The following is a 25,220-nucleotide window of genomic DNA, read 5'->3' as shown; positions in this document are numbered from 1 at the left end:
AACGTGCCCGCAGGCACCATGGTGGGGTGCGAATACTCGTGGTGGAGGACGAACGCCTCCTCGCCGACGCCGTCGCCGACGGTCTGCGCAGGCATGCCATGGCAGTCGACGTGGTCTACGACGGAGCCATGGCGCTGGAATACGCCACCGTCAACGACTACGACGTCGTGATACTCGACCGCGATCTGCCGGTGCTGTCCGGCGACACCGTCTGCGCCAGGCTGGCCGAAGGCGGAGGAGCCGCTCGCATCCTGATGCTCACGGCCGCGGGGACGGTGGCGGACCGGGTCGCCGGCCTCGGCCTGGGTGCGGACGACTACCTCTACAAACCGTTCGCGTTCGCCGAACTGGTTGCGCGCGTTCAGGCGCTCGCCCGGCGATCACGCGCTGCAAGTCCACCCGTCTTGCAGCGTGGCGGCATCCGACTCGATCCCCATCAACGCACGGTGACCCGCGACGGTGTGCCAATAGCACTGTCACGCAAGGAGTTTTCTGTGCTCGCCGAACTGTTGTTCGCCGACGGCGGAGTGGTGTCGGCCGAGCGGCTGCTGGAGAAAGCATGGGATGAGCACGCCGACCCGTTCACCGGTGTGGTGCGATACACGATCATGATGGTGCGTCGCAAGCTCGGAGACCCTTCGGTGATCGACACCGAGCCCGGCGTCGGGTACCGGCTGCGATGAAGATCCGGACCCGTCTCACCGTGCTCTACGCCGGCGCGCTGTTCCTGGCCGGCGCCCTGTTGATCGGGCTGATCTACTTCTATCTCGAACAGTCGCTGGACCATCGCCCCGGCGCGGCTCTGCAGGCAACCATCCGCGACTTCGCCGAGCAGCGCGGAGGACGCAGTTTCCCGCGTCTGGACAATCTGCTGACCATGGTGACCAATCAAGCCGAGCAGCAGCGGCAGGCGCTCATGCACGGCATGCTGCGCTGGTCACTGACCGCTCTGATCATGGTCAGCGTGCTCGCCTGCGGCGCGGGTTGGCTGCTGGCGGGCCGGGCACTGCGCCCACTGCAAGAGGTCACGGCCACCGCCCGACGCGTCGCCGGGCGCAGCCTGCATGAGCGGATAGCGCTGCACGGACCTGACGACGAAATCAAGGAACTCGCCGATACCTTCGATGCCATGCTCGAACGCCTTGACCGCGCGTTCGACAGCCAGCACCGCTTCGTGGCCAACGCATCCCACGAACTGCGCACGCCATTGACCATCAACCGCACCCTCATCGAGGTCGCATTGGAGGATCCCGCCACCCCGGACTCGACCCGCAGACTCGGCGAGACGCTGCTCGCGGTGAATCAGCGCCAGGAGCGTCTCATCGACGGCCTGCTGGTCTTGGCCGGCAGCGATCAGCAACTGCAGACACACGAGCGTGTCGATCTCGCCAAGATTGCCCGTCGTGCGCTTCGGACCGCCCAGCCAACGGCCCAGAGTGCCGGCATCGTGCTGCGAATCAGCCTGGATCCCTGCGCTGTTCGCGGTGATCCCGCGCTGCTCGAACGACTGATCGGTAACCTCCTCGACAACGCGATCCGCTATAACGTCGAGGCCGGATGGGTGGATCTCAGCGTGAGCGTCCGCGACGGACTGGCCCTGCTTTCCGTGCAGAACAGCGGGCCCGCGGTGGGCCCGGCCGAGGTGGAAGGGCTGTTCGAACCGTTCCGCCGGCTGACACGAACGGCCACGACCGTCGGCGGCACCGGACTGGGCCTGTCCATCGTGCGATCGGTCGCCAACGCCCATGGGGGGCAGGTGCAGGCCAGCTCGCGCCCAGACGGCGGTCTGATCGTGGAGGTCACGCTGCCGCTCACGCGGTGATCAACGCCGCTTCCGGCCGGTCGCATCACGCTGTCAATCGTTCGGCGTGATGACCGCGCGGCCTGTGATCTCGCCGTGATGCAACAGGTCATAGGCGTGCCCCGCCTCGTCCAGCGGGAAATGCTCGACCAGCATGCTGATCTTCCCGCTCCGCGCGAGCGCGATGACCTCGATCAGTTCGGGGATCGAACCCCAGAACGGCGCGGCCACCGAGCATTCGTGGGGTGGGCTGTGGAAGTTGACCGGTAGCGCCGCGTTACCGACCCCGACGATGGTCAGATGGCCCAGTACCCGCGCGACGCGGGCGGCCATGCCGAGCGTCGCGTCGACCCCGACGAAGTCCAGCACCAGCTCCGCGCCCAGGCCCCGGGTGATGTCCATGATGGCCGTGACGGCGGCGTCACCGGAGATCAGCGTGGCATCGGCGCCGAGACTCCTGGCGATCTTCAGCTTGTCCTCGGACGTGTCCACCACGACGATGGTTGTCGCGCCGGCCAGCGCGCGCAGCACCTGGATCGCCATCTGCCCCAGTCCGCCGGCACCGATCACGACCGCGGTGGATCCTGGGCCGAGCAGGTGCAAGGACCGCTTGACGGCGTGATAGCTGGTCAGTCCGGCATCCGACAGCGGCGCCGCTTCACGCGGGTCGAGCTCGCCGAGGGAAATCAGGTAGCGGGTCGCGGGCACCAGCAGGTACTCCGCCATGCCGCCGTCGGTGCCGCCGAGCCCTCCGGGGCTGGGCTTTCCGGGCGTCTGACAATAGTTCTCCATGCCCACCCGGCAGTTCATACACAACCCGCAACCCCACGGACCGTAGACGATCACCGGGTCGCCGACCGCGAATCCCGCTGCGCCGGAACTCATCTTCTCGACCCACCCGGCATTCTCGTGACCGAGCGTGAACGGTAATGCGAACACTTGGGCGGGCGCCTCCAACAGGTGCAGGTCGGAATGGCAGGCACCGGCCCCACTGACCTTCACCAGCACCTCGCCCGGCCCCGGTTCCGGTACCGGAACATCCCGAAGTTGGCCGGGCCGTTGCCATTCGACGAATTGAAACGCCTTCACAAGGAGTTCGTGATGCGGTCGAATTCGATTTCGAGGTGTAACGGACCGCGGAACACCTGATTCACCCGGTACGGCGGCGGGTCCACGACCAACCGCGGGTTTTCCACGCGCCGCAGGAACGTCTCCAAGGCGATGTTCACTTCCAGGCGGGCCAGCGGACCCCCGACGCAACTGTGCACCCCACGACCCCAGCCGACATGCTGGTTGTCCGGACGCTGGATGTCGAACTTCTCCGGATCGGGGAACCGGTGAGGATCCCGATTCGCTGCACCGTAGAGCAGATGTACCGCCGAGCCCGCCGGGATTGTGGTGCCGCCCACTGCGATATCGGCGGTCACGCTGCGGCTGGGGAAGAACTGCACCGCCGACTGCAGCCGCAGTACCTCTTCGATCGCCTTCGGGATCAATTCGGTTTTGTCACGGAGAAGTTCGATCGACTCGGGGTTGCGTAGCAGCAGGAGCACGCAGTGCGCGATGGTGTTGACCGTCGAGTCGTGGCCGGCGATCAGCAGCAGCATCGCGTTGGCCGCAGCTTCCCGCGGTGTCATCGGCCCGTCGGGACCGTCCTTGTCGTTCACCAGCTTCGACAGCACGCAATCCTGGGGTTCGGTCAGGAAGCCTTCGATCAGGGCCGCCATGTACGCCGTCAGCGCCGCGGTGCTCTCCTGCCCCTTGCGCTTGCGGGCCTGTCCCTCCTCGGTCGCGGCATCCGGCCCCATATCCGCGCCGGCCATGAAATCGAAGATCCAGCCGTGAAAGGTCGGCTCATCTTTCAACGGCACACCTAGGATCTGGCAGATCACCGCGACCGGAACCGGATAGGCGTAGTCATCGACGACATCGAAACACTTGTCGCCCTTGGCATCTATCCGGTTCAACGATTCGTCGCAGAGCGCTTGGATACCGGCGGCCATGTTCGGGATGACGTGTGGTGAGTGCGGCGGGGCGAAGTGCCGCATCACCTGCCTGCGCTGCCTGTCATGTTTGGCCGGGTCCGACACGATCAGGCTGGCTTCGCGGCCATAGGCCTGCATGTGTTCGGCACCCATATCGGGCTGTGCAGGTTGTGCGCTGATCGGGCTCTTCGAGATATCGGAGCTGACGTGCGGGTCGTGAGCGAGTTGGAGCAGCTCGCGGTAACCGGTGACGACGTAGACCTTGTCGGCCACCTGGACGACCGGAGTCTTGCGCAGCTCGTCGAAGAACCGGTAGGGATCGTGCCGGTTCTCGTACTTCATCGCCTCGGTCCAGGCGCTCGCTGCAGCGGTGGTCATGGGACTTCCTATCTGGAGCGACGGGCTAGGAGCGTGGGTCGGTAAGGCTTCGAGCGGGTGTGTGGCGTCGAGTCTGGGTAGAGATGGTATTGCGGGGTCTGCGGCGTTCTGAGTGGATGTTCGGTGTAGACGTGCCCCGATGAGTCGTGTGTCGGCAACTGGGGCGGCCAGCGGATGCCCCGTTAGGCTGGCAGGGCGGTGAGTCCGGTAATTCCGATGTGGCCGTGCAATTTTCGCAGGTTGTGGCAGGCAGCCAGAAGTAGCCATTCCCCGCGGGCTTGGTCCAACCCGCGCAGCAGTAGCGCTTTGGCGTTCTGCAGGGTCGACATTTGACCGAACACCGGTTCGACGATCGCTTTGCGGCGGGCATAGACCGCGTGGCCTTTCTTCGTGGTGAGCTTGCGGGCCATCCGCTGCTTGCCGGTTGCGTTGTTGGGGATCCGCCCGCGCGGCGGTGCCGGGGTCGGTTCGTCGCGGCGGCGGCGGCCGGTGGCGATGAAGAACTCGGTGCCGTGGGTGGCGGTGAATTGCGTTGCCTTATCGAGGTTGTCCGCGGAGCAGTAGCCGGCATCGGCGAGCATCTGGCCGGGGACCTGCCCGGTGTTGGTGAGGGTCTGTTCGGTCATCGAGATCAAGTTCATGACGTCGGAGGCGTTGGTGCCCAACTCGGTGGCCACGATCACCTGATGGTCGGAGTCGACCACGGCCTGGGCGTTATAGCACTGGTGGAACGCCCCATCGCCGGTGAGCATGATCTTCGACTCAGGGTCGGTGAAGTTGCGTTGCGACTTGGGTTTCGGTGTCGCCTCCTCGGCGGCGGCGGTCCCTTTCTCGGCGGCGGTGTCGTCGTCATCGCCGCGCTCGCGGGCTTTGGCCTCGGCGTGTTCACGCGCCGCTTGGGCGGCTTCGGCTTCCAGTGCGGCCTTGGCTTCCCGAATCGCCGCCAGCCGGGTTTCACGGCGCCGTAGTTCCTCGGGTAGTTCATCACCGCGGCGGTTCTTGCCGAACTTCTTATCTTCGGCAGTGTCGATACGTTCGGCCTCAGCCAACAACGCCGAGACCTCCCCGGCGAGGACCTTTTCCTTCTCGGTCATCCGGGCGTAACTCATCGCTTTACGTTTAGAGGCATTGGCCCGGACTTTCGTTCCGTCGAGGGCGACTCGGCCCAGGCTGACCATGCCCGCGGCCTGGCATAACGCCAACGCTTGGACGAACAAGTGCCCCAACGCGGAGAGGTGGCGTTTACGGAACCGGGCGATCGCCCGGTAATCCGGGGCCGATCCGGCGGCCAGCCAGCGAAATGCCACCACATCAACACAGGCCGCCTCCAGCTTGCGCGAGGAGCGGACCCCGGTGGTGTAGCCGTAGAGCAGGATCCGCACCATCAACCGCGGGTCATACGGCGGCCCGCCACGGACCTCGGTATAGACGCCATGGATCCGGGACAGGTCCAGATGCTCATCAACAAGCTCGGCGACGAACCGGGCCAGATGCTCAGCCGGTAGCCAATCATCGAGCGAGGGCGGAAACAACAGGTCCTGATCCGGGGCGAACACCCGAAACGTCTTATCCACCGGCGCCTTTGACGCCACGGAATGCGGTTCAACCCTGTCCGAAGGGTCTACCTCGAACAAACCATCCGGATCGAGATCATCAGGCATACCCCATCATCGCTGATACACCACCATCAACCAGACATCCCGCCAGGCGTGTTACTGACCCACGCTCCTAGCGGCGGGGCTTGGGGCGGAATTCGGCGCCCCGCGATGTCGGGTCGTGGCCGGTGAGAACGACGTCGGGAATGCCGGTGGGCTCCCGGGGGTCCGGGAAGCGAGCCGACATCGGCGCGGCATTATCCGGTGCGTCATATCCCGGTGGCGGGGGCGGAAACGGCGCCGACTGCTCGATGAGACGCGCGTAGTACTCCAGCCACTTGCCATGATTGAAGGTGATGGCACCGACGATCCGGCCGTTCTTGCCGAAGGCGGCGGCGAAACGCAGATCCTCGACCGAGCCTTGGGTGAAGGCGATCTCGTCGCCGAACGAGCACACGCCGACGCCCTTGATGTTCACCCCGAACTGGCCGGACCAGAATTGCGGCAAGGGCAGGTGCGGGCGACGCGCTCTTTCGAGATTGACCATGTTGTGCGCTGCGGTGCGCGCGCCGAGCACCGCAGCGTCCACATGCTCGATGGCCATGAACTGGTATTCGTAGAGCACATGCGGTGCCCGCGCGACATCGCCCGCAACGAAGATGTTGTCGGTCACCACCCCGTTGATGTCGAACGCCCGACAGCCCGCATCGCAGGCCACTCCCCAGAATCCGCTGGCAAGCTCGGCGGCCTCCAGCCATTCGACATTGCGGATCGATCCCAGCGATGCCACCACGACGTCGACGTCGAGCAGGGTGCCGTCCGACAACTGAGCCTGCCGGACGTGACCGTCGGCGTCGCCTTTGAGTGCCTCGACGGCCACCCCGGTCCGTAGGTCCACCCCGGCGTCGCGTTGCATTTTGGCTGCGATGTCACCGATCACCCCGCCGAGTGGGCCGACCAACGGCGCGCTGGACCGTTCCGCGACCGTCACGTCGAGTCCGAGTTCCCGGCACACCGAGGCGATCTCGGAGCCGATGAAACCGGCGCCGACGATCAGCACGCGCTTGGGCCTTGCCTGCAACGCCTGCTGCAGTTCGTCGGCGTCGTCACTGGTACGCAGGGTGAACAGGCCCTTGAGTTTCGCTTCCTCGGGGTTGAACCAGGCACGCGAACGGACACCCGTGGCGATGAGCAGCCGGTCAAAGGGCACCTTGTCGCCATTGGCCAGCAGCACCTCGCGGTTGTCGCGATCAAGTCCGGTGGCCGCGACGCCCAACCGCCAGTCGGCGTCGACGGCCCGCAACCGAGGCAGTTTGGTGTTCCCGGCCGGCACCCAACCGTTGAGCACCTGCTTGGACAGCGGCGGGCGGTCATAGGGCTCGCACTGCTCGTCGCCGATGATGGTGAGTGCGCCGGTGAATCCCTCGTCCCGCAGGGCCTCTGCGGCGCGCAGCCCGGTCAGCGATGCCCCGACTATGACAATCCGGCCCTCGGTCTTGAATGTCCTGACGATGTCATCGATCAGCGACCTCACAGCGTCACCCGGTCCGACGGCGGATCCATCTCGGCGATGATCGCCTGCACCGGGCATGATGCCACCGCCCGCGCGACCTGTTGACGTTGAGACTCATCGGGATTCGGATCGTAGGTCAGTGCTTCCTCGCCGCTGAGCTGAAGTACCTCAGGCGCCAGCGGGACGCATTGCGCGTATCCGAGGCACCGATTCAGATCCACCACAATACGCACGGCCGACTCCTATGAGAAGGGCGCCTAGGGGCTGCTCGACACCGGCTCCCCAACAGCTTTCGTCGGCAAGGAACTCATTCCCGACCTCCAAAACCCCAGGGAGGGCTGACGCTACTCCACGCGCGGCCAGACCGCGCAGCATTCGCCCCGGAGGCACCACAGCGACCGAACATGGTGATGCCGAGTCGATCCGACCCGACGAAATCGTACGTAGCGCACGGTGAAATCGGTGAATCGTGCGAGGAGACGCGAGCAGTACGGGTGTACGACCGCAGACGCGGATCTGCCGCCGTGGGAATGTCCGAGTTCCCACAGCGGCAGATCCTCTCGCCCCCTCCCGAGTCTTAGCGGTCACCACCCGAGGGTGATCCGGCCGCGGCGCGCTGGCGGGTGGGCGCGGACCCGCCCTGGCCGCTGTCGCTGGTGGCCCGCGCTGCGACACGCGGTCCCCGCGGTGTCCGCGTGCTCAGCGTCTGGCGCGCCTTCAGGTTGGGCACCGCGACCTTCCGGACCTCTGGGCCCACGGTGTCCGTGCTCTCCGCGACCGCGGCCTCCTGGTTGCCGGCCAACGGCTTCTCGGTCGCCTCGGACTCTTCGGTGACCGTCTCGTTCACCGTCTCGGTGGATTCCGTGGACTCCTCGGCCGGTGCGGTCACCGTCTCCTCGGAGTCGGTCACCTCCACGACCGGGGCCTCCTCGGTGACCTCCTCGGTGACCGGCACCTCGACGACGGGCAACTCCTCGGTGACCGGCACCTCGGCGACAGGCAGCTCCTCGGTGACCGCTTCCCCGCCGGTGGCCTGCTGAACCTGCTGCACCGACTGCACGGATTGCACTGCCTCAGAACCGGTTTCGACAACCTGGCCGGGTTCGGCCACGACTTCCTCGACGCCTTCGGCACTCTCGACGGGCTCCTGCAGCCCGTCCACCCCGGCGCTCGCGGTCCTAGCGCTCAGCGCCGTGGTCCGCGCCGAAGAGGGACTCATACCGAAGAGCCCACCGAGCAGGTTGGAGAAGATCGCGCCAATGGCGGTGAAAAGGTTCGGCACCACGTTGAACATTCCGGCGATGGCCTGCGAGATCGCCTGAAGGAAGACAGCGAATGGGTTCGCAGGGGGCGCTTCCGCTCCCGGACCCGGGCCGGGGCCCGTGCCTGGGTCGGTGCCGGGGTCGGTCGGTGGCTTGGTCAGGAAGGCGATCAGCTCCTGGATGACCTGCCCGACAGGCTTCATGGTGCCGTCCGGTCGGAAGATGCCGAGGTTGGCCTCATCATTGTCGGCCGGCGGGTTCAGCCAATCCTTGATGGTGTACAGGAAGATCGGACCGGCACCCTGCATGGTCTGCCAGAACTCGATGAGGTCGCGGACGAAGGCGGCTTGCGTGGCGTCGGACACCTTGTTGGTCGGCAGGCCGTACTCCGTGATCCAGATCTTGATCTGCTCCTGGCCTTCCTCGAGGAAGGAGTCCATCATTTCGCGGATCTGGTTCAGCTGGTAGAGCGGCATGCCCTCTTTCCACGGCAGGCTGTCCCCGACTGAGAACTTCCATTCGAAGTTGTAGGGGTGGAAGGACAGCGCGTCGAAGTAGCCGTGGGCACCGGCTTCGTACATCCCACGGACAAAGTCCACGGGGTTCATGGTCAATCCGGGCCAGGTCTTACCAGCACCGATGACGCCACCGATGACGGTGATGTCCGTGCCGATCTGGGCCGCGGCCTGCTTGAGCGCGGTGTAGGTCTTCTTCAGCATCTCCGCGTAGGCGGCCGGGTCGAGGGTGTTCCAGAACTGGATGGAGTTGGGTTCGTTCCATACCTCGTAGGCCGAGATCTTGTCGCCGTAGCGCAGCGCGACGGACTTCGCGAAGGCGGCGAACCGGTCGAAGTCGGTCGGCTGGCCGTTGATCGGGGTGCTGCCTGTCGCCCACATAGGGGTCGAGTTGAGCACTCCGAGGATGCCCATCCCCCGCGCGGCGGCGGCATTGACCACCTTGTCGAGCTGGTCCCACCGGGGTGCGCCGAGGCCGAACGGGGTGTCCGGGTGCAAGGGCTGCACGCCGGCCCACGGCACCATGATCCGGACGTTGGTCACCCCGAGTGACTGCATGAGGTCCAACCTGGCGTTTATCTCCTCCAGAGATGCCGAGAGGTACAGCTCGGAATCGGCGATGCCGATCGTGGACGGAGCCTCGTCGATCTGCGCGACCTGCATCACGTTGTATGACCGCTGCTTGGTCAGTGGCAAGACCTGTTGGGTCGCGGTAGCCGCGAAAAGAGATGCAGCTACCAAAGCAATCATTCCTCTGATGGCAACTCGGCGGATGGGCTTCCGCATCTGATCCCACATGGCGACTTCCCCTCTAACGGCGCAGGTTCGGACATTGACCTCGCACTCTGCTTGAAATTAACCCATGCGATAGCAAATTGCGAAACTTACTCAAAAGTACTGTTTGGGCCCATTTTGTTACGCGCTATTAGCCATTTTTAGCAAACTCGTGTCATGGACTGCACAATTCGAATTGAGACGGTTCAATGCGGAACTGGCAAAGAAATGCCGGAACAAGATCGGGATCCAACCGAGACCGGTCTGTGACCTGAGTCACAGCAGTTTGCTGACGGGAGCACGGATTTCGCGCCGGCGGTTCAAGATCACGACACGCCGGAGGTGTGGTTAGCGAATATTGACGCAATCGTTAGCTAATATGTCGCCCTGTCCACCGAACGGTGGACATGACACATCCGTCAATTTTTGGACAAGCGCTGCCCGTCGCGCGCGCAGATCCACCAAATCGAGCCCTTCGGCCCCGGCCTCCGGAGGTACGCTCCGTTGGTGGCTGTCACGGGGCCCCGCGGGTGCCTGCCCGACCTTCCGGAAGGGCGTCGGGACTACTCGGATGCGGCCAGTAGGCGACGGGCAACGCTGATCATCAGCACCCGGATTGCGGCCGGAATCGTGGCTATCTACGGCATTGCGGAGATGATCCTGATACCGGAAGTACCGCATATCGGGGTGATAAATCTCGCCAGCGCAGCGGTTTTCATGGCCACTCCGCTGCTCTACCGATTCGGCCCGCTGGTCGCCGCGACGGCGTTCGTCGTCGCCGCGTACCTCTTCACCGTCTATGTCTGCAGCCAGCTCGGCACCGACAGCGGTCTGCAGTTCTACTTCTTCGTGGGCGCGGCCCTGATCATCCTCGTGATAGGCAGCGACCACATGATCATCGCGTCGGTGCTGGCCGCGTCCGGGGCCGCGCTGGCGGTGGCGCTCGAATGGCTCGTCCCCGCAATACCGGGGTGTATTCGGAGTCCGCCATGCGGATCAGCTTCGGCGTCACGGTGGCCGCAGCAAGCCTGATGATGATCATCGTGGTGGGGTCGGCGATGCGCCGGATCGACCATGCCGAAAGTGCGCTGAAGCAGGAATTTGCCAAGTCCGAGGCGCTGCTCGCCAACATCCTGCCCGAGAGCATTGCCACCAGGCTCAAGGATCGTGACGACTCGATCATCGCCGACGGGTACGACGACGCCTCGATCCTGTTCGCCGATATCGCCGGCTACACCAAACGCGCCAGTGACACCGACCCCGCCGACCTGGTGTTGTTCCTCAATCAGCTCTACACCGACTTCGACCGGCTGGTCGACCGGCACGGGCTGGAGAAGATCAAGACCAGCGGCGATTCCTACATGGTGGTCAGCGGCGTGCCCAATCCCCGAACCGATCACCTGGAGTCCTTGGCCTGCCTGGCGCTCGACATGGCCCATGCGGTCGCCGGGCTGCGCGATCAGCAGGGTCGTGAGGTGCCGCTGCGGATCGGCATCGCGGCCGGACCCGTGGTGGCCGGCGTGGTCGGCTCACGCAAGTTCTTCTACGACGTGTGGGGTGATGCGGTCAATGTGGCCTCCCGGATGGAGAGCACGGACGTGGAGGGCCGCATTCAGGTGCCCCAGGACGTCTACGACCGCATCCACGGCAGTTATCTGTTCGAGGAACGCGGCGATGTCGACGTGAAGGGCAAGGGGCCCATACACACCTGGTATCTCGTCGGCCGTAAGCCGGCCACGCTCACCGCCGGCATCACACCTTGCGGTTCTCCGAACTGATCAGCCAGCCCAGCTTCTCCAGCCCGTCGATCAGTTGATGCAGGATGTCGGCGGTGGTGGGATCCTCGGCATCCACCGCGTCGTGTACCCCGCGCAGGGTGTCGACGGTCGCGTAGATCCGGGTGGAGATCAGATCCACCACCTCGGCGGTGCTGTGCTCGTACGGCGGGAACTGGGGCAGCGTCGTATCGGCGGCCACGGTGTCGGTGCGGCCGTCTGGCGTGGCGCGTAGGGCACGAATCCGCTCGGCGATGGTGTCGCTACCCTCCCGGGCGAAATCGACCACTTCGTCGAGTTGCAGATGCAGATCGCGGAAGTTGGTCCCGACGACGTTCCAATGCGCCTGCTTGCCCTGCAGGTGCAGTTCGATCATGTCGACCAGGACCTGCTGCAGACTCGCATGCAACTCCGGCGAGGCCTGGAAGCCCTGGACATCGGTATCGGTACGGCGCTTGCCTGCTGTGATTGACGTAGTCATGATCAGTCCAACCACCCATTTTCTGGAATCATTCCAGAATCAGGGTTCTTGTCGCTGCTGATCCTGCTGCGTGAGCAGCCTGGCATAGCCGGCGCCCATACCCAGCAGCACCAACCCGACGACGATGAACACCGCCACCCGGAAGATGCCGTCCAGCGTGCCGAGGTCGAAGAGGAACAATTTGGCCACGGCGGCGGCCACTAGCGCCATACCGCCGCCGATCGGCACCGAGCGATCCGCCCGATGCAGCCGCGCGGCATATCCGAACAGACCGGCCGCCAACACGATCCAGCAGATCGTGGCGGTCATGTGCCCGGCCAGGAACCCGCCGCCCGTGCCACCGATCAGCACGCCGGCGGTCACCGTGAAGACGGTCACCGCATAGGCGATGACCACCGCCGCGACCGCCATCAGCACACGCCCGGTATCGGCGTCCCGACGCCGGCTCAGAGACCAGGTCTGGGCCAACGCGTACAGCGTCAGCAGCACGCTGGACACGAGCACCGAGACCGCCTCGGTGGTGGCCATGACCGTGGCGGTGGTCAGTGTCTGCGGTGCCGCCAGCGCCAGAAAGTAGAGCCCGCCGATGGCGCCGAAGCCCAGAGCCGCGCACTGCGCGGGAACACTGTGCCGTCCGGCGACGGCGACCACGACGGCCAGCGCCAGCAGCACCGGCCCGGCCACCTCACCGTCGAAGGCAACGGTGACGGCCACCAGTGCGGCGACCGCCGAGAGCGCCGACCACACCTGCCGCACAGCCGATGTCACGCCGGGCACGCTTGCGCCCAGCAGCACGACCGCGAGCACGGCGGCCGCCACCGCCGCGATGATGAGCGCGGCGGGCACCCGATCGACCGCCGCGGACACCCCGAGCACGGGCAGCGCGCCTGCCGCGGCGAGCAGCGCCAGACCGGTCCGGTGTGCGCTGTGCGGCAGCAGTATCAGTGCCGAACCGATGGCCAGCAGCGCCGCGATGGCGGCGGCCCCGGCCAGCCACGGGTGCTGGCTCGATCCGAAGCCGGCGCCGATCAGACCGAGCAGCACCGAGCCGCTGCCCGCCGCCGTACGGGCGGCGAACATCCAGCTCCAGTCCCGGCCCAGTTGCACCGGCAGGGTCGCCGCCGAGAGCGCGAGCATGAAACCGATGAGCAGCAGCGTGATGTCGCCGACGACCACCGGGGCCAGCACGGTCAGCGGTACCAGCACGAGCAGGGCGAGGTGTTCGGAATCCCATCGGCGGGCCAGCGTGAGCCCGCCGCCGGCGATCACCGCCGAGATCACCAGTCCGGCCGCCGCAGGCAACCACAGGTAGATGGTGGTGACGGCGATGACGTCGATATAGCCGGTAGCGATACCGGTGGCCGCCAACGCGATCGCCCCGACCCGGCCATCCGGGCGCGCGGACAGCCAGAGTGCGCCCGCGATCAGGCCCCCGGCCAGCACCGCACCGGCGGCCACCCGCACGGGCGGGGCCAGCAGACCGGCCTGAGCGGCGAGCACCACCAGCAGCACGACGCCGATCAGAGTCACCGCCACCCCGGCGGCGGCCAACGCCTTGCCGATCCAGTTCTGCGAGGGCTGTTGCGGCGCCTCGGAATCGGAGGGAGCCGCGGTCGCCGGCGGCACCGCCGACTCCGGAATCCCGGCGGCCACCGGCTGGGCGGCCGGCGCGTGCTGATAGTGGGCGTACTGTGGGTACTGGGCCTGTGGGTACTGGGCTTGTGGGTACTGGGCTTGTGGGTATTGGGCGTAGTACTGCTGATACTGCGCGTAGGTCCACGGCAGCGGCTGCGCCGCGGGCTGAGCGGGCGCCGGGGCGGCGCCGCCCAGTGTGGCGGCCAGCTGCGTCAGTTCGGCCGAGGCGCGGGTCAACTGCTGTGACATCGTCGCGAAGTCGGCGGACAGCCGCGCGAGCACCTGCTGTGGTTCGGTCATGCCTGTCATCGTCGCCCATGACGGGCACCGAACGGATGAGTAGGACTACTCGGCCGGCACGCGGGGCCCGTGCTCTAGGTATCGGTGTCTCGGTCGAGTCCGTGTTCGATGGCGTAGCGGGTCGCCTCGACCCGGTTGGCGACCTGGAGCTTGCGGAAGGTGGCCTGTACGTGGTTCTCCACCGTGCGGTGGCTCAACGACAGCCGCTCGGCGATCTGTTTGGCGGTCAGGCCCTTCGCCACATGGCGCAGGATCTCGGTCTCCCGCTCGGTCAGACTCGGCACCGGAGTTCCGGCCCGGACCGTGCCGGGCTGCTGGGCGATGCGCCGGTACTCCCCCAGCACCAGCCCGGCCAGGCCAGGGGTGAACACGGCCCGACCGGCCGCGGTGGACCGGACCGCCTCGCCCAGTTCAGTTTTGGAGGCGCTCTTGACCAGGTACCCGGTGGCGCCGGCCTTCACCGCCTCGAGCACGTCGGCACGCTCATCCGACGCCGAGAGCACCAGGATCCGCGAGGACGGGGACACCGCCAGCACCTCGACGGTCGCCTGCGCGCCGGTACCGTCGGCCAACTGCATGTCCATCACCACCACGCCCGGTTGCACGACCTCGGCCCGTCGGCGAGCCGACCCGACGCCATCGGCGGTGGCCACCACCTCGAAACCGGCCTCGGCGAGATCGCGTGCCACCGCGTCTCGCCAGATGGGATGGTCATCGACCACCATCACCGTGGTCGCCGGGTCGCTCATCGCGGCACCGTGAATTCCCATTCGGTGCCCCCACCGGCCGGAGCGGTCAGTTCCGCGCGCCCGCCCAGCGCCGCGAGCCGACCCTGGATGGATTTGCTCACGCCCACCCGTCCCTCACCGATCGCGGCCTCGAGTCTGCCCGCGGGTATCCCCGGCCCGTCGTCACGAATGCTGACCACCACCTCGTCACCGAGATCCTCCAACAGCACGTAGGCCCGGGCCCCGGGACCGGCATGGCGCTCGACATTGGTCAGCGCATTGATCGTCGCGGCCTCGATTTCGGCGGCCACCACCGGATCCAGGTAGACCGCGGCCGCGGGAACACTCACCGATACCCGATCGGTGGCATGCCTGCGCAACAACAACCCCAGATCACCGTCGGCGGCGGCCGCCATATCCGGTTCGACGTCCACCGCGCTGAGCAGACGACGCAACGCGCGTTCCTGCTCGCCGGCCGCCTCTGCCAATTGCGCTGTCTCCCCGCCTATCTCACGACCACGCCGGGCCACCATCGCCAGCACCTGCATCACCCCGTCGTGCACGTGCCGGGACAGCCGTTCGCGCTCGGCCAGCGCCGCGCTCAGCCGCGCCGCTCTTTCCACCTCCGCGTGGGCACGCCGCGCGGTGTTCGCGGCCATCCCGATGGCCAGTCCGACGCTGAGCTCGATGAGGATCGTCGGGCTGCGCACCAGGTCCACCGCGATGGCGCCCTTGAGGGCGGCGGCGGTGGCCATCACCGCCAGCCCCATGCCCATCCCCGCCACCGGGCCGGCCAGGATCGCCGCCGACACCACCGCGTTGGTCGCCCACAGCGTCGTCGGCCAGGACTGGTTGGCCAGCACCCACTGTTCCGACGCGACGAGCAGGGTGCTGGCCATCAGCGCGACCACCATCGCGGCCTCGGCGAGCACCCATCCCCGGCGCCGGCCGAATCCCTGCAGGTATGCCACACCGCAGGCGAGGGTCCACACGGTCAGGACGCCGACGAGCACCCAGCCGAGCACCGGACGATCCAACTCGGCGTTCTTCGACGCCTGGAAGTACACCGCATAGCCCCAACTGAGCAGCCGGAACACCTGCGCGGCCCGCCACAGCGGGGCGGCCGGGTCGACCGGCGGGTGTGCGGACACGGCCTACATGACCTTGGACAGAAAGGCTTTCGTCCGCTCGTGCTGCGGGTTGCCCATGATGTCGACGGGGTCCCCGCGTTCGACGACCACTCCGCCGTCCATGAACACCAGTTCGTCGGCGACCTCGCGCGCGAAGCCCATCTCGTGTGTCACCACCACCATCGTCATGCCCTCGGAGGCGAGCTTCTGCATCACCGCGAGCACCTCGCCCACCAGTTCGGGATCCAGCGCGGAGGTCGGCTCGTCGAACAGCATCAGCTTGGGACTCATGGCCAGCGCGCGCGCGATCGCGACCCGCTGCTGCTGCCCGCCGGACAGCTGGGCCGGGTAGGCGGTGGCCTTGTCCGCCAGTCCGACCTGATCGAGCAGATCCATCCCCCGCTCGATCATCTGTTTCTTGTTGACGCGTTTCACCTGGGTCGGCGCCTCGACCACATTGCCCAGCGCGGTCCGGTGCGGGAAAAGGTTGAAATGCTGGAACACCATGCCCACGTCGCGACGCTGCTTGGCGACCTCACGGGGCTTCATCTCGTACAGCTTGCCGCCGCGCTCGTTGTAGCCGACGAGCGCGCCGTCGACGTAGAGCCGACCGGCGCTGACGGTTTCGAGGTGATTGATACAGCGCAGGAACGTCGACTTGCCGGAGCCCGAGGGCCCGACGAGTACCAGCACCTGACCCTTCTGCACCTCCAGCGTGATGCCCTTGAGCACCTTGAGGGCCCCGAAGTCCTTGCAGACCAGTTCGGCCTTCACCATGGGTTGAGCGGCCTTCTCCGGTGTCGTCACGGCAGGGTATCCATCTGCGCCTTCGCCAGCGCCTCGAGTTGCTTGGTGGTCAGCTTGCGCGACACGCCCCGGGAGAAGTGACGCTCCAGGTAGAACTGGCCGACCATCAGCACGCTGGTGATGACCAGGTACCAGGTGGCGGCGACCAAGAGCAGTGGCACCGGTTCGAAGATGCGGGCGGCGATCTCGCGGGTGGCGATGCCGTAGACGTCCAATGCGTAGGGCACCGCAGTCACCAGTGACGTGGTCTTGAGCAGGCTGATCAGCTCATTGCCGGTGGGCGGGATGATGACCCGCATCGCCTGCGGCAGCACGGTACGGCGCATCGCCAGCCCCCAGGACATACCCAACGCCGTGGATGCTTCCAGCTGCCCCTCGGGCACCGACAGGATGCCGGCGCGGACGATCTCGGCCATATAGGCCGCTTCGTTGAGTGCCAGGCCGATGACCGCCAGCGCGAACGGGAACGACAGGCTCTGCAGGTCGATCTCGAAGAACGACGGGCCGAACGGCACCCCCAACTGGATCTTCTGATAGATCGTCGGCATCAGCCCCCAGAACACCAGCTGCACATAGACCGGCGTGCCGCGGAAGATCCACAGGAACACCCATGCGACGGAACTGAGCACCGGGTTCGCCGACAGCCGCATCACCGTGAGGATCACGCCGAGCACGACACCGATGACCATCGAATAGACGGTCAGCTGCAGGGTGTTGAACACGCCGAGCAGAATCCGCTCGTTGAACAGATACTCGGCGAACGTGGACCAGCCGTATGCCGGGTTGGTGGCCGCTCCATAGAGAAAGAGGCCGACCACGATGATGATGACGGTTGCCGCCACCCACCTCCAGGGATGGCGCAGCGGGACTGCGTCGATGGCTTGCGGTGGGGTGGATTCCACCGGATCGGACGGTGGCGGCGAACCGGCATCACTCATAGGTGTCGAATTCCCCTAGGAAACCGCGCCGTTGATCACCGGCTTGTCGATCATGCCTTCTTCCAGACCCCAGTTCGCGGCGATCTCCTTGTACTTGCCGGACTCGATCAGATGCTCGAGTGCCTGCAGCAGGGACTGCGCCAGCGGGGATTCCTTCTCCACCGGCCAGCCGTACGGCGCGGAATCGAAGGTCTCGCCGGCCTGCTCCAGCTTGCCGTTGGTCTGCTTGATCGCGTACAGCGTCACCGGCGAATCGGCCGACATGGCGTCCGCCTGCCCCAACACGACGGCGTTGGTGGCCGCGTCCTGGCTGTCGAACGGAATGATCTCGATGGGCGGCTGGCCCGCTTCGGTGCACTTCACGTTCCGGGCGGGAAGCTCCTCGGTCTCCTGCACGGTGGTCGCCTGCACCGCGACCTTCTTCCCGCACGCGTTCTCCGGGTCGATGGCACCGCCCGCCGGCTGGGCCCACAGGGTGCCTGCGGAGAAGTAGGTGACGAAGTCGACCTGCTCCTCACGCTCTTTGCTGTCGGTGAACGACGACATGCCGACGTTGAAGGTTCCGCCCTGGATGGACGGGATGATCTTGGAGAAGTCGGACTCGCGGTACTCCGGGGTCAGCCCGAGCGTTCCGGCGACCGCGTTCATCAGGTCGACGTCGAATCCGACGATCTTGCCGGTTTCGTCCTTGAACTCGTTGGGCGCGTACGGGATGTTCACGCCGATGATCAGTTTGCCCGAAGCCTTGATCGCTTCCGGGACGGTGTTCGCGATTTCCTCCACCTTGTCGGCCGGCGCGGCCGCGGTCGGCGACTCTTCACCACCGCTCGGCTCCGAGTTCGAACAGCCGGACAGCGTCAGGGCACCGGTCGCGACGAACACGGCCGCGATGCGCCAGAGCTTGGTCCGGTCCTGGATTCCAGAGAACACGGTATCCCTCTACTTTCTTGTATGAGTTGTCGCAGTCTCGTCTGTCGACATCTCCAGCCAAGGACGTTAACGACCGATGGCCCGGCGCGCAGCGCCGGTAACGGAACAGTAGTGGAGCCGTAACGTCCAAGCAGGAGAACGCGACAGTCCTCATCAAATTGCCGTGACTGCGGCGCACCCTTCGGGCCTGCGGAATCAGTACCTCCAGGGTGGACATGGCTACTGTCGCGGGCGGTTTCGCACCGCCGCGGGCCTGCCCGGCATCTCGAAGCGGCTCAGATTACGGACCGGCGGACCCCGTCCTGTGCGACACTCACCCCATGCAAACCGCTGCTGCCCCAACCCTGTTGCCGCAACTGTGGAAGGCGACCCTGGTCTCGGGTCTGCTCGCCGTTGCCCTCGGCATCGCCGTGGTCGTGTGGCCGGGCAAGACCATTCTGGTGGCCGCCATCTTCTTCGGCGCCTACCTGCTGGTGACCGGCATCTCGCAGATCGTGCTGGCGTTCAGCCTCAAGGTGTCGACCGGCGGCCGGGTGCTGCTGTTCATCAGCGGCGCCGCATCCGTCGTTCTCGGGGCGCTCGCATTGATTCGGATCACCGATGCGGTATTGCTGCTGGCCATCTGGGTCGGTGTCGGCTTCGTCTTCCGGGGCGTGGCCACGGCCATGTCGGCGATCAGCGACCCGACGCTGCCGGGTCGGGCGTGGAACATCTTCGTCGGCGTGATCAGCTTGATCGCCGGCATCATCGTGCTGGCGGCGCCGTTCGAATCGCTCGGAACGCTGACCTTGGTCGCCGGATTCTCGTTGATCATCATCGGCGTCATGGAGGTTGTCACGGCGTTCGGCATCCGGTCGGCCTCCAGGAAGCTCGCGCCCGCAGCGCCGGAGGCACCGCCCACCGAGCCACCGGCGCCCGCGGTGGCCGCACCGACCAGCTGAGTAATCCGCGCCACGATTCCTGCATGCGGATGGGGGAACTACTACACTCTGTCGTAGCCGAGCAATGGAGCTCGACCCGCAGCCGAGAAGTTGGTGCACATGGAAGCGCTCGACGTCGCACGGTGGCAGTTCGGAATCACCACCGTCTACCACTTCATCTTCGTGCCGCTCACGATCGGCCTGGCGCCGCTGATCGCGGTGTTCCAGACGCTATGGGTCATCACCGACAACACCGCCTGGTACCGGCTGACCAGGTTCTTCGGCAAGCTCTTCCTGATCAACTTCGCGCTCGGCGTGGCCACCGGCATCGTCCAGGAATTTCAGTTCGGGATGAACTGGAGCGAGTACTCGCGATTCGTCGGTGACGTCTTCGGCGCACCGCTGGCCATGGAGGGCCTGGTCGCGTTCTTCTTCGAATCGACCTTCCTGGGCCTGTGGATCTTCGGCTGGACCCGGCTCCCCCGGCTGGTGCACCTGGCCTGCATCTGGATCGTCGCGCTCGCCGTCAACGCCTCGGCGTTCTTCATCATCGCCGCGAACTCCTTCATGCAGCACCCGGTCGGTGCGCGGTACAACCCGGAGACCGGGCGCGCCGAACTGACCAGCATCGTCGAATTGTTCACCAACAACACTGCGCTGGCGGCCTTCCCACATGCGGTGGCCGGTGCGTTCCTGGTGGCCGGAACATTCGTCGCGGGTATCTGCGCGTGGTGGATGGTGCGCGACCCCGACAATCCCGACGCCAGGACCATGCACCGTCCGGCCGCCATCCTGGGTTGCCTGGTCGCGTTCGTCTCCGCGGCCGCACTGGCCTACACCGGCGACGTCCAGGGCAAGCTGATGTTCCAGCAGCAGCCGATGAAGATGGCCTCGGCCGAATCGTTGTGCCACACCGAGACCGACCCCGATTTCTCCATCCTCACCGTCGGCACGCACAACAACTGCGACAGCGTCACGCACCTGATCGAGGTGCCCTACGTGCTGCCGTTCCTGGCCGAGGGCAAGTTCAGCGGCGTCGAGTTGCAGGGCGTACAGGACCTGCAGGCCGAATACGAGCAGAAGTTCGGCCCCGGCGACTACCGCCCCAACCTGTTCGTCACCTACTGGTCGTTCCGGGCGATGATCGGCTTCCTCGCGGTGCCAATGCTATTCGCGATGACCGCCCTGTGGCTCACCCGCGGCGGCCGGATCCCCCGGCAGCGCTGGTTCGCCGTGTTCGCGCTGGCGACCCTGCCGACTCCGTTCCTGGCCAACAGCGCCGGCTGGGTGTTCACCGAGATGGGCCGCCAGCCGTGGGTGGTCGCCCCCAACCCGACCGGCGATCCGGTGCTGCGCCTCACCGTGTCCCAAGGTGTATCGAATCATTCCGCGGGCACGGTGCTGACCTCACTGATCATCTTCACCGCGATCTACGCGGTGCTGGCGGTGATCTGGTTCTGGTTGATCCGGCGCTATGTCGTCGAAGGACCGCTCGAGCACGACACCGAACCCATCCCACCGAGCCCGCCCGGCGAGGACGAGGTCGCACCGCTCTCGTTCGCGTACTAGGAGGCGCACCATGGACCTTCAGATCTTCTGGTTTGTCACGCTGGCAGTGCTGTTCGTCGGCTTCCTGGTGTTGGAGGGGTTCGACTTCGGGGTCGGGATGCTGATGGCCATTTTCGGCCGCAGCGCCGCCGCCGCATCCCGGGACCCCGAGAAGCAGCGGCGCGCGGTGCTCAACACCATCGGCCCGGTCTGGGACGGCAACGAGGTGTGGCTGATCACCGCCGGCGGCGCCATGTTCGCCGCGTTCCCGGCGATGTACGCCACCCTGTTCTCCGGCCTGTACTTCCCGTTGCTGGCCATTCTGGTGGCGATGATCGTGCGGGTCTGCGCCATCGAATGGCGCGGCAAGGTCAACGATCCGACGTGGCGCCGCCGGGCCGATATCGCCATCGCGGTCGGATCCTGGGTGCCCGCGGTGCTCTGGGGCGTGACCTTCGCGGCGTTGCTGCGCGGCCTGCCGGTGGACGCCGAGCAACAGATCTCGCTGGGGTTCGGCGATGTGCTCAACCCGTACACAATCCTGGGCGGGCTGTCGACGTGCGGACTGTTCCTGCTGCACGGCGCGGTGTTCGTGACACTGAAAACCGAAGGCGCAGTGCGTACCGACGCCCGCCGCTACTCGCGCCGACTGGCGCTGCCGGTGACCGCGGCGCTGCTCGTCTTCGGGCTGTGGACGCAGGTGGCGTACGGCACCCACTGGACCTGGCTGGTGCTCGGGTTCGCGGTGGTGTGTCAGCTGAGCGTCGTCATGCTGGTGTTCACCGACGGCGGTGACGGCCTGGCGTTCAGTTCCACCGCCGCCGTGGTGATCGCCGTGGTGGTACTGATCTTCGGCTGCCTGTACCCGAACCTCATCCCGTCATCGCTCGACCCGGCCTGGAGCCTTAACATCGACAACGCGTCCTCCTCGGACTACACGCTGAAGATCATGACCTGGGCCGCGGTCCTGGTCACCCCGCTGGTTCTCGTCTACCAGGGCTGGACGTACTGGGTGTTCCGGCAACGCATCTCGGCCGAACGGATACCGGACCCCGCGGGGTTGTCCCCGCGGATACCGTGAGATTCGACACCACCCCGGGAATGCGCCGCTACCTCGCCGCGGCGGTGCTGTACGGCGCGGTGATCAGCGCGGCCACCATCGCGGGCGCGTGTGTGCTGGCCCGGGTGGTCGCGGGGGTCATCACCGACCCCGGCACCCGCACGCTCGGGCACTGGACCACCGAACTGACACTGCTGGCCGTGGTGTGGGCGGCGCGGGTTGTCGCACAACGCCTTCAGGCCGGACTGAGCCAGCGAGCGGCCACCGCGGTGATCGCAGAGTTGTCCACGAAGGTGCTGCGCGCGGTGACCGCGCTGCCGCCGCAGCGTCTGCAGGAGGTCCGCGACGAGGCCACCGTGGTGGTCACCCGTGGCCTGGACGGGCTGCGGCCGTACTTCACCGGCTACCTGCCCGCGGTCATCTCGGCCGGGATTCTCACCCCCGCAACCGTCGTGGTGCTCGCCGTCACCGATCTGCAGGCCGCCGCCGTGGTGGCCGTTGCCCTGCCGCTCATCCCGTTGTTCATGGTGCTCATCGGACGCCTGACGGCCGACCGGTCTGCCGCCGCGCTGACCGCCATGACCACCCTGCAGTCCCGGTTGCTCGACCTCGTCGCCGGGATACCGACCCTGCGGTCGCTCGGCAGGGCGTCCGGTCCCGCGCACCGCATCTCGGAACTGAGTGCCGCCCATCGTCGGTCGGCGATGGAAACACTGCGTATCGCCTTCCTGTCGGCGGCGGTGCTCGAGCTGATCGCCACCCTCGGTGTCGCCCTGGTCGCGGTCAACGTGGGCCTGCGGCTGGTGTTCGGGGAGATGACGCTGGTCGCGGCGCTGACGGCGCTGCTACTGGCCCCGGAGGTGTTCTGGCCGTTGCGCAGGGTCGGCGTGCAGTTCCACGCCGCCCAGGACGGCAAGGCCGCCGCCGAGGCCGCACTGACACTGCTCGACTCGCAACCCCCGCCGGCGCACGGAACCATCGCGCCCGCTGCCGCGGCCATCACGATCCGGGTGCAGGGGCTGTCGGTCGCCGGGCGGGACGGCCTGGCACCCGAGGGCCTGAGTACCACCATGGAGCCCGGCCGCGTCACCGTGCTCACCGGACCCAACGGCGCCGGGAAGAGCACCGCGGTGGCCGCCGTGCTGGGGCTGACCGAACCCACCTCGGGCCGGGTTCTCATCAATGGCATCGACATCGCCGATATCGACCTGGCGCAGTGGTGGCACCGGGTCTCGTGGCTCCCGCAGCGCCCGGCGCTGCTGCCGGGCACCGTACGCAGCAATCTGGAGATGTTCGGCCCGTTGGCCGATATCGACGCCGCCTGCCGGGCCGCGGCGTTCGACGAGGTGCTGGCCACCCTGCCCAACGGCCTCGACGAGGTCATCGGGCGCGGCGGCACCGGACTGTCCCTGGGGCAACGCCAGCGCCTCGGGCTGGCGCGGGCGCTGGGGTCCGACGCGCCGGTGCTGCTCCTCGACGAGCCGACCGCGCACCTCGACGATGACGCGGAAGCACGCGTGCTGTCGGCGATCTCGGCCCGGGCCGCGGCCGGTGCGACCGTCGTGGTGGTCGGCCACCGCAGACCGGTACTCGCCATCGGCGACGATGTCGTGCGGTTGGACGGTGCACATGTCTCTCCGTGAGATGTGGCTGCTCCTGCAGCCCCGCGCCGCCCGCCTGTTGCTCGCGGTGCTGTTCGGCACCCTCGCGCTCGGCAGCGCGTTGGCGCTGGCCACCGTCGCGGCCTGGCTGATCACCCGAGCCTGGCAGATGCCGCCGGTGCTCGATCTGACGGTGGCCGTCGTGGCGGTCCGGGCCCTCGGCATCTCCCGCGGGGTGTTCAGTTACTGCGAACGACTTGCCATCCACGACACCGCGTTACGCGCCGCGGGTATGACCCGTGTCGGCCTGTACCGCAGGCTGATCGACGTACCGCCCGAGACCGCGATGCGTTGGCACAGCGGCGATCTGGTGGCCAGGGTCGGCGCCTCGGTCGACGACCTCGCCGATGTGCTGGTGCGCGCCATCCTGCCGATGGCCGTGGCCACGGTGCTCTCCGGCGCGGCGGTCATCATCATCGCGGTCATCTCACCGGCGGCGGCGGTGATCCTGGCGGTCTGTCTGCTACTGGCCGGCGTGGCCGCACCGTGGCTGTCGGCACGGGCCACCGTCGCCACCGAAGCGCTGGCGGCCCGGCACCACAGCGCCCGCGACACCGCGACCGTGCAGGCGCTGGAGCATGCGGCCGAACTGCGGGTGGCGGGTCGCCTCGATGAGGTGATCGCCGAATCTGCCCGGGAGCACCATGAACTGGGGCGTGCTCAGGACCGCGCGGCGACACCCGCCGCGGCCGCGGGTGCGGTGTCGACGGCTGCGGTCGGAATCTCGGTGCTCGGCGCCGTCATCGTCGGGATCATGATCGCCGGACACACCAGCCCGATGTCCCTGGCCATCCTGATGCTGGTGCCGCTGTCGGCATTCGAGGCAACCGCGGCGTTGCCCGCCGCCGCCGCTCAGCTGGTGCGCTCCCGGATCGCCGCACGCATGCTCACCGACCTGACCGCGCCGGTGTCGCCCACCCGGCACCGGCCCGACATCGGCCGGGTGAACCTGTCCCCCGGTGACCGGCTCGCCGTGCTCGGGCCGAGCGGATGCGGGAAGACCACCCTGCTGATGTCCATCGCCGCCGGCTATCCCGAGAGCCCGCTGACCGCAGCATTATTCGCCGAGGATGCCCACCTGTTCGACACCACGGTGCGGGACAACCTGTTGGTGGGACGCGGAGATGCCACCGACGGGCAGCTCACCGCGGCGCTCGGCGATGTCGGGCTGGGCGGGTGGCTGGCCGGGTTGCCCGACGGGCTGTCGACCATGCTGACCGGCGGAGCGGCCGCCGTCTCGGCAGGGCAGCGCCGGCGCCTGCTGCTGGCCAGAGCGCTCATCTCCGACTTCCCCATCCTGCTGCTCGACGAGCCGACCGAGCATCTCGACGCCGCCGACAGCGATCGCCTCATCACCGAGTTGCTCACCCCAGGAGGCTTGCTGGCCGCCGACCGGACCGTCGTCGTCGCCACCCATCATCTGCCCGCCGCACTGGAGTGCCCGGCGATCCGGCTCGGCTCGGAGAAAGGCCCAGCCCGGTAGT

Annotated in this window: 21 protein-coding genes and 1 pseudogene; 9 read left to right on the top strand and 13 right to left on the bottom strand. The window is 66.9% G+C overall.

The window, feature by feature from the left end; genetic code table 11:
* The first annotated feature begins 26 nt into the window (after nt 1-26).
* Entirely contained in the window at nt 27-683 is a 657-nt protein-coding gene (locus EXE63_RS27235; protein WP_168145805.1) for a response regulator transcription factor, read from the top strand.
* Nucleotides 680-1,822, top strand: coding sequence for a sensor histidine kinase (locus EXE63_RS27230; protein WP_168144513.1), 1,143 nt, complete (start codon nt 680-682; stop codon nt 1,820-1,822). The genes EXE63_RS27235 and EXE63_RS27230 overlap by 4 nt, the downstream gene beginning before the upstream one ends.
* Before the next feature lie 33 nt (nt 1,823-1,855).
* Here the strand turns inward: EXE63_RS27230 and EXE63_RS27225 are convergent, their stop codons facing one another.
* From EXE63_RS27225 to EXE63_RS27200, 6 genes are all read right to left on the bottom strand, one after another.
* The gene (locus EXE63_RS27225; protein ID WP_168144512.1) at nt 1,856-2,890 is read right to left on the bottom strand and encodes an NAD(P)-dependent alcohol dehydrogenase; all 1,035 of its coding nucleotides are present in this window, start codon (nt 2,888-2,890) and stop codon (nt 1,856-1,858) included.
* Nucleotides 2,887-4,164 (bottom strand): cytochrome P450, encoded by a 1,278-nt coding sequence (locus EXE63_RS27220; RefSeq protein WP_168144511.1) that lies wholly within the window; start codon nt 4,162-4,164, stop codon nt 2,887-2,889. The genes EXE63_RS27225 and EXE63_RS27220 overlap by 4 nt, the downstream gene beginning before the upstream one ends.
* A 182-nt stretch (nt 4,165-4,346) precedes the next feature.
* Nucleotides 4,347-5,738: an IS1182 family transposase gene (locus EXE63_RS27215; protein WP_436277479.1), complete on the bottom strand. Its 1,392-nt coding sequence runs from the start codon at nt 5,736-5,738 to the stop codon at nt 4,347-4,349.
* Nucleotides 5,739-5,892: 154 nt separating this feature from the next.
* Nucleotides 5,893-7,293 (bottom strand): NAD(P)/FAD-dependent oxidoreductase, encoded by a 1,401-nt coding sequence (locus EXE63_RS27210; protein ID WP_234904290.1) that lies wholly within the window; start codon nt 7,291-7,293, stop codon nt 5,893-5,895.
* Nucleotides 7,290-7,505 carry a ferredoxin gene (locus tag EXE63_RS27205; RefSeq protein ID WP_168144509.1) on the bottom strand — a complete coding sequence of 72 codons (216 nt, stop codon included), beginning with the start codon at nt 7,503-7,505 and terminating at the stop codon, nt 7,290-7,292. Before EXE63_RS27205 ends, EXE63_RS27210 begins: the two co-directional genes overlap by 4 nt.
* A gap of 344 nt (nt 7,506-7,849) precedes the next feature.
* Nucleotides 7,850-9,745 (bottom strand): cellulase family glycosylhydrolase, encoded by a 1,896-nt coding sequence (locus tag EXE63_RS27200; protein ID WP_168144508.1) that lies wholly within the window; start codon nt 9,743-9,745, stop codon nt 7,850-7,852.
* A 585-nt stretch (nt 9,746-10,330) separates the two neighbouring features.
* On the opposite strand from EXE63_RS27200, the pseudogene EXE63_RS33525 reads away from it, so the two are divergent.
* A pseudogene (locus tag EXE63_RS33525) lies at nt 10,331-10,866 on the top strand (adenylate/guanylate cyclase domain-containing protein); the annotation flags it as partial.
* A complete protein-coding gene (locus EXE63_RS27195; RefSeq protein WP_366515349.1) occupies nt 10,855-11,601 on the top strand; it encodes an adenylate/guanylate cyclase domain-containing protein in 747 nt (248 codons plus the stop codon). The pseudogene EXE63_RS33525 and the gene EXE63_RS27195, both read left to right, overlap by 12 nt.
* On the opposite strand, the gene EXE63_RS27190 is transcribed toward EXE63_RS27195, so the two are convergent.
* The 7 genes from EXE63_RS27190 to EXE63_RS27160 all read right to left on the bottom strand — a co-directional run bounded on the left by EXE63_RS27190 (nt 11,576) and on the right by EXE63_RS27160 (nt 18,547).
* Nucleotides 11,576-12,079 (bottom strand): Dps family protein, encoded by a 504-nt coding sequence (locus EXE63_RS27190; protein WP_168144507.1) that lies wholly within the window; start codon nt 12,077-12,079, stop codon nt 11,576-11,578. The genes EXE63_RS27195 and EXE63_RS27190 overlap by 26 nt on opposite strands.
* Nucleotides 12,080-12,118: 39 nt before the next feature.
* A complete protein-coding gene (locus EXE63_RS27185) occupies nt 12,119-14,014 on the bottom strand; it encodes a DUF2339 domain-containing protein (protein WP_168144506.1) in 1,896 nt (631 codons plus the stop codon).
* A 74-nt stretch (nt 14,015-14,088) separates the two neighbouring features.
* Nucleotides 14,089-14,763, bottom strand: a complete 675-nt coding sequence (locus tag EXE63_RS27180) for a LuxR C-terminal-related transcriptional regulator (protein ID WP_168144505.1) — start codon at nt 14,761-14,763, stop codon at nt 14,089-14,091.
* Nucleotides 14,760-15,893, bottom strand: a complete 1,134-nt coding sequence (macS, locus tag EXE63_RS27175) for a MacS family sensor histidine kinase (RefSeq protein WP_234904289.1) — start codon at nt 15,891-15,893, stop codon at nt 14,760-14,762. The genes EXE63_RS27180 and macS overlap by 4 nt, the downstream gene beginning before the upstream one ends.
* Nucleotides 15,894-15,896: 3 nt before the next feature.
* The gene (locus EXE63_RS27170; protein ID WP_168145803.1) at nt 15,897-16,649 is read right to left on the bottom strand and encodes an amino acid ABC transporter ATP-binding protein; all 753 of its coding nucleotides are present in this window, start codon (nt 16,647-16,649) and stop codon (nt 15,897-15,899) included.
* Nucleotides 16,650-16,675: 26 nt separating this feature from the next.
* Nucleotides 16,676-17,617 carry an amino acid ABC transporter permease gene (locus tag EXE63_RS27165; RefSeq protein ID WP_168144504.1) on the bottom strand — a complete coding sequence of 314 codons (942 nt, stop codon included), beginning with the start codon at nt 17,615-17,617 and terminating at the stop codon, nt 16,676-16,678.
* A gap of 15 nt (nt 17,618-17,632) precedes the next feature.
* Nucleotides 17,633-18,547 (bottom strand): ABC transporter substrate-binding protein, encoded by a 915-nt coding sequence (locus EXE63_RS27160; protein ID WP_168144503.1) that lies wholly within the window; start codon nt 18,545-18,547, stop codon nt 17,633-17,635.
* Nucleotides 18,548-18,867: 320 nt separating this feature from the next.
* Between EXE63_RS27160 and EXE63_RS27155 the strand changes: the two genes are divergently transcribed.
* The 5 genes from EXE63_RS27155 (at nt 18,868) to EXE63_RS27135 (ending at nt 25,219) form a co-directional block, all read left to right on the top strand.
* Nucleotides 18,868-19,488, top strand: a complete 621-nt coding sequence (locus EXE63_RS27155; RefSeq protein WP_210000044.1) for an HdeD family acid-resistance protein — start codon at nt 18,868-18,870, stop codon at nt 19,486-19,488.
* A 99-nt stretch (nt 19,489-19,587) separates the two neighbouring features.
* Nucleotides 19,588-21,036: a cytochrome ubiquinol oxidase subunit I gene (locus EXE63_RS27150; RefSeq protein WP_168144502.1), complete on the top strand. Its 1,449-nt coding sequence runs from the start codon at nt 19,588-19,590 to the stop codon at nt 21,034-21,036.
* A gap of 10 nt (nt 21,037-21,046) precedes the next feature.
* Entirely contained in the window at nt 21,047-22,096 is a 1,050-nt protein-coding gene (cydB, locus tag EXE63_RS27145) for a cytochrome d ubiquinol oxidase subunit II (RefSeq protein WP_168144501.1), read from the top strand.
* 20 nt (nt 22,097-22,116) lie between these two features.
* Nucleotides 22,117-23,718: a thiol reductant ABC exporter subunit CydD gene (gene cydD / locus EXE63_RS27140; protein WP_168145800.1), complete on the top strand. Its 1,602-nt coding sequence runs from the start codon at nt 22,117-22,119 to the stop codon at nt 23,716-23,718.
* Nucleotides 23,705-25,219 carry an ATP-binding cassette domain-containing protein gene (locus tag EXE63_RS27135; RefSeq protein ID WP_234904288.1) on the top strand — a complete coding sequence of 505 codons (1,515 nt, stop codon included), beginning with the start codon at nt 23,705-23,707 and terminating at the stop codon, nt 25,217-25,219. The genes cydD and EXE63_RS27135 overlap by 14 nt, the downstream gene beginning before the upstream one ends.
* Nucleotide 25,220: the final 1 nt, after the last annotated feature.

The organism is Mycolicibacterium frederiksbergense, assembly GCF_012223425.1.
Classification (GTDB): Bacteria; Actinomycetota; Actinomycetes; order Mycobacteriales; family Mycobacteriaceae; genus Mycobacterium; species Mycobacterium frederiksbergense.
Note: the sequence above shows the minus strand (reverse complement) of the source record. Positions and strands in the feature narration are given on the sequence as shown.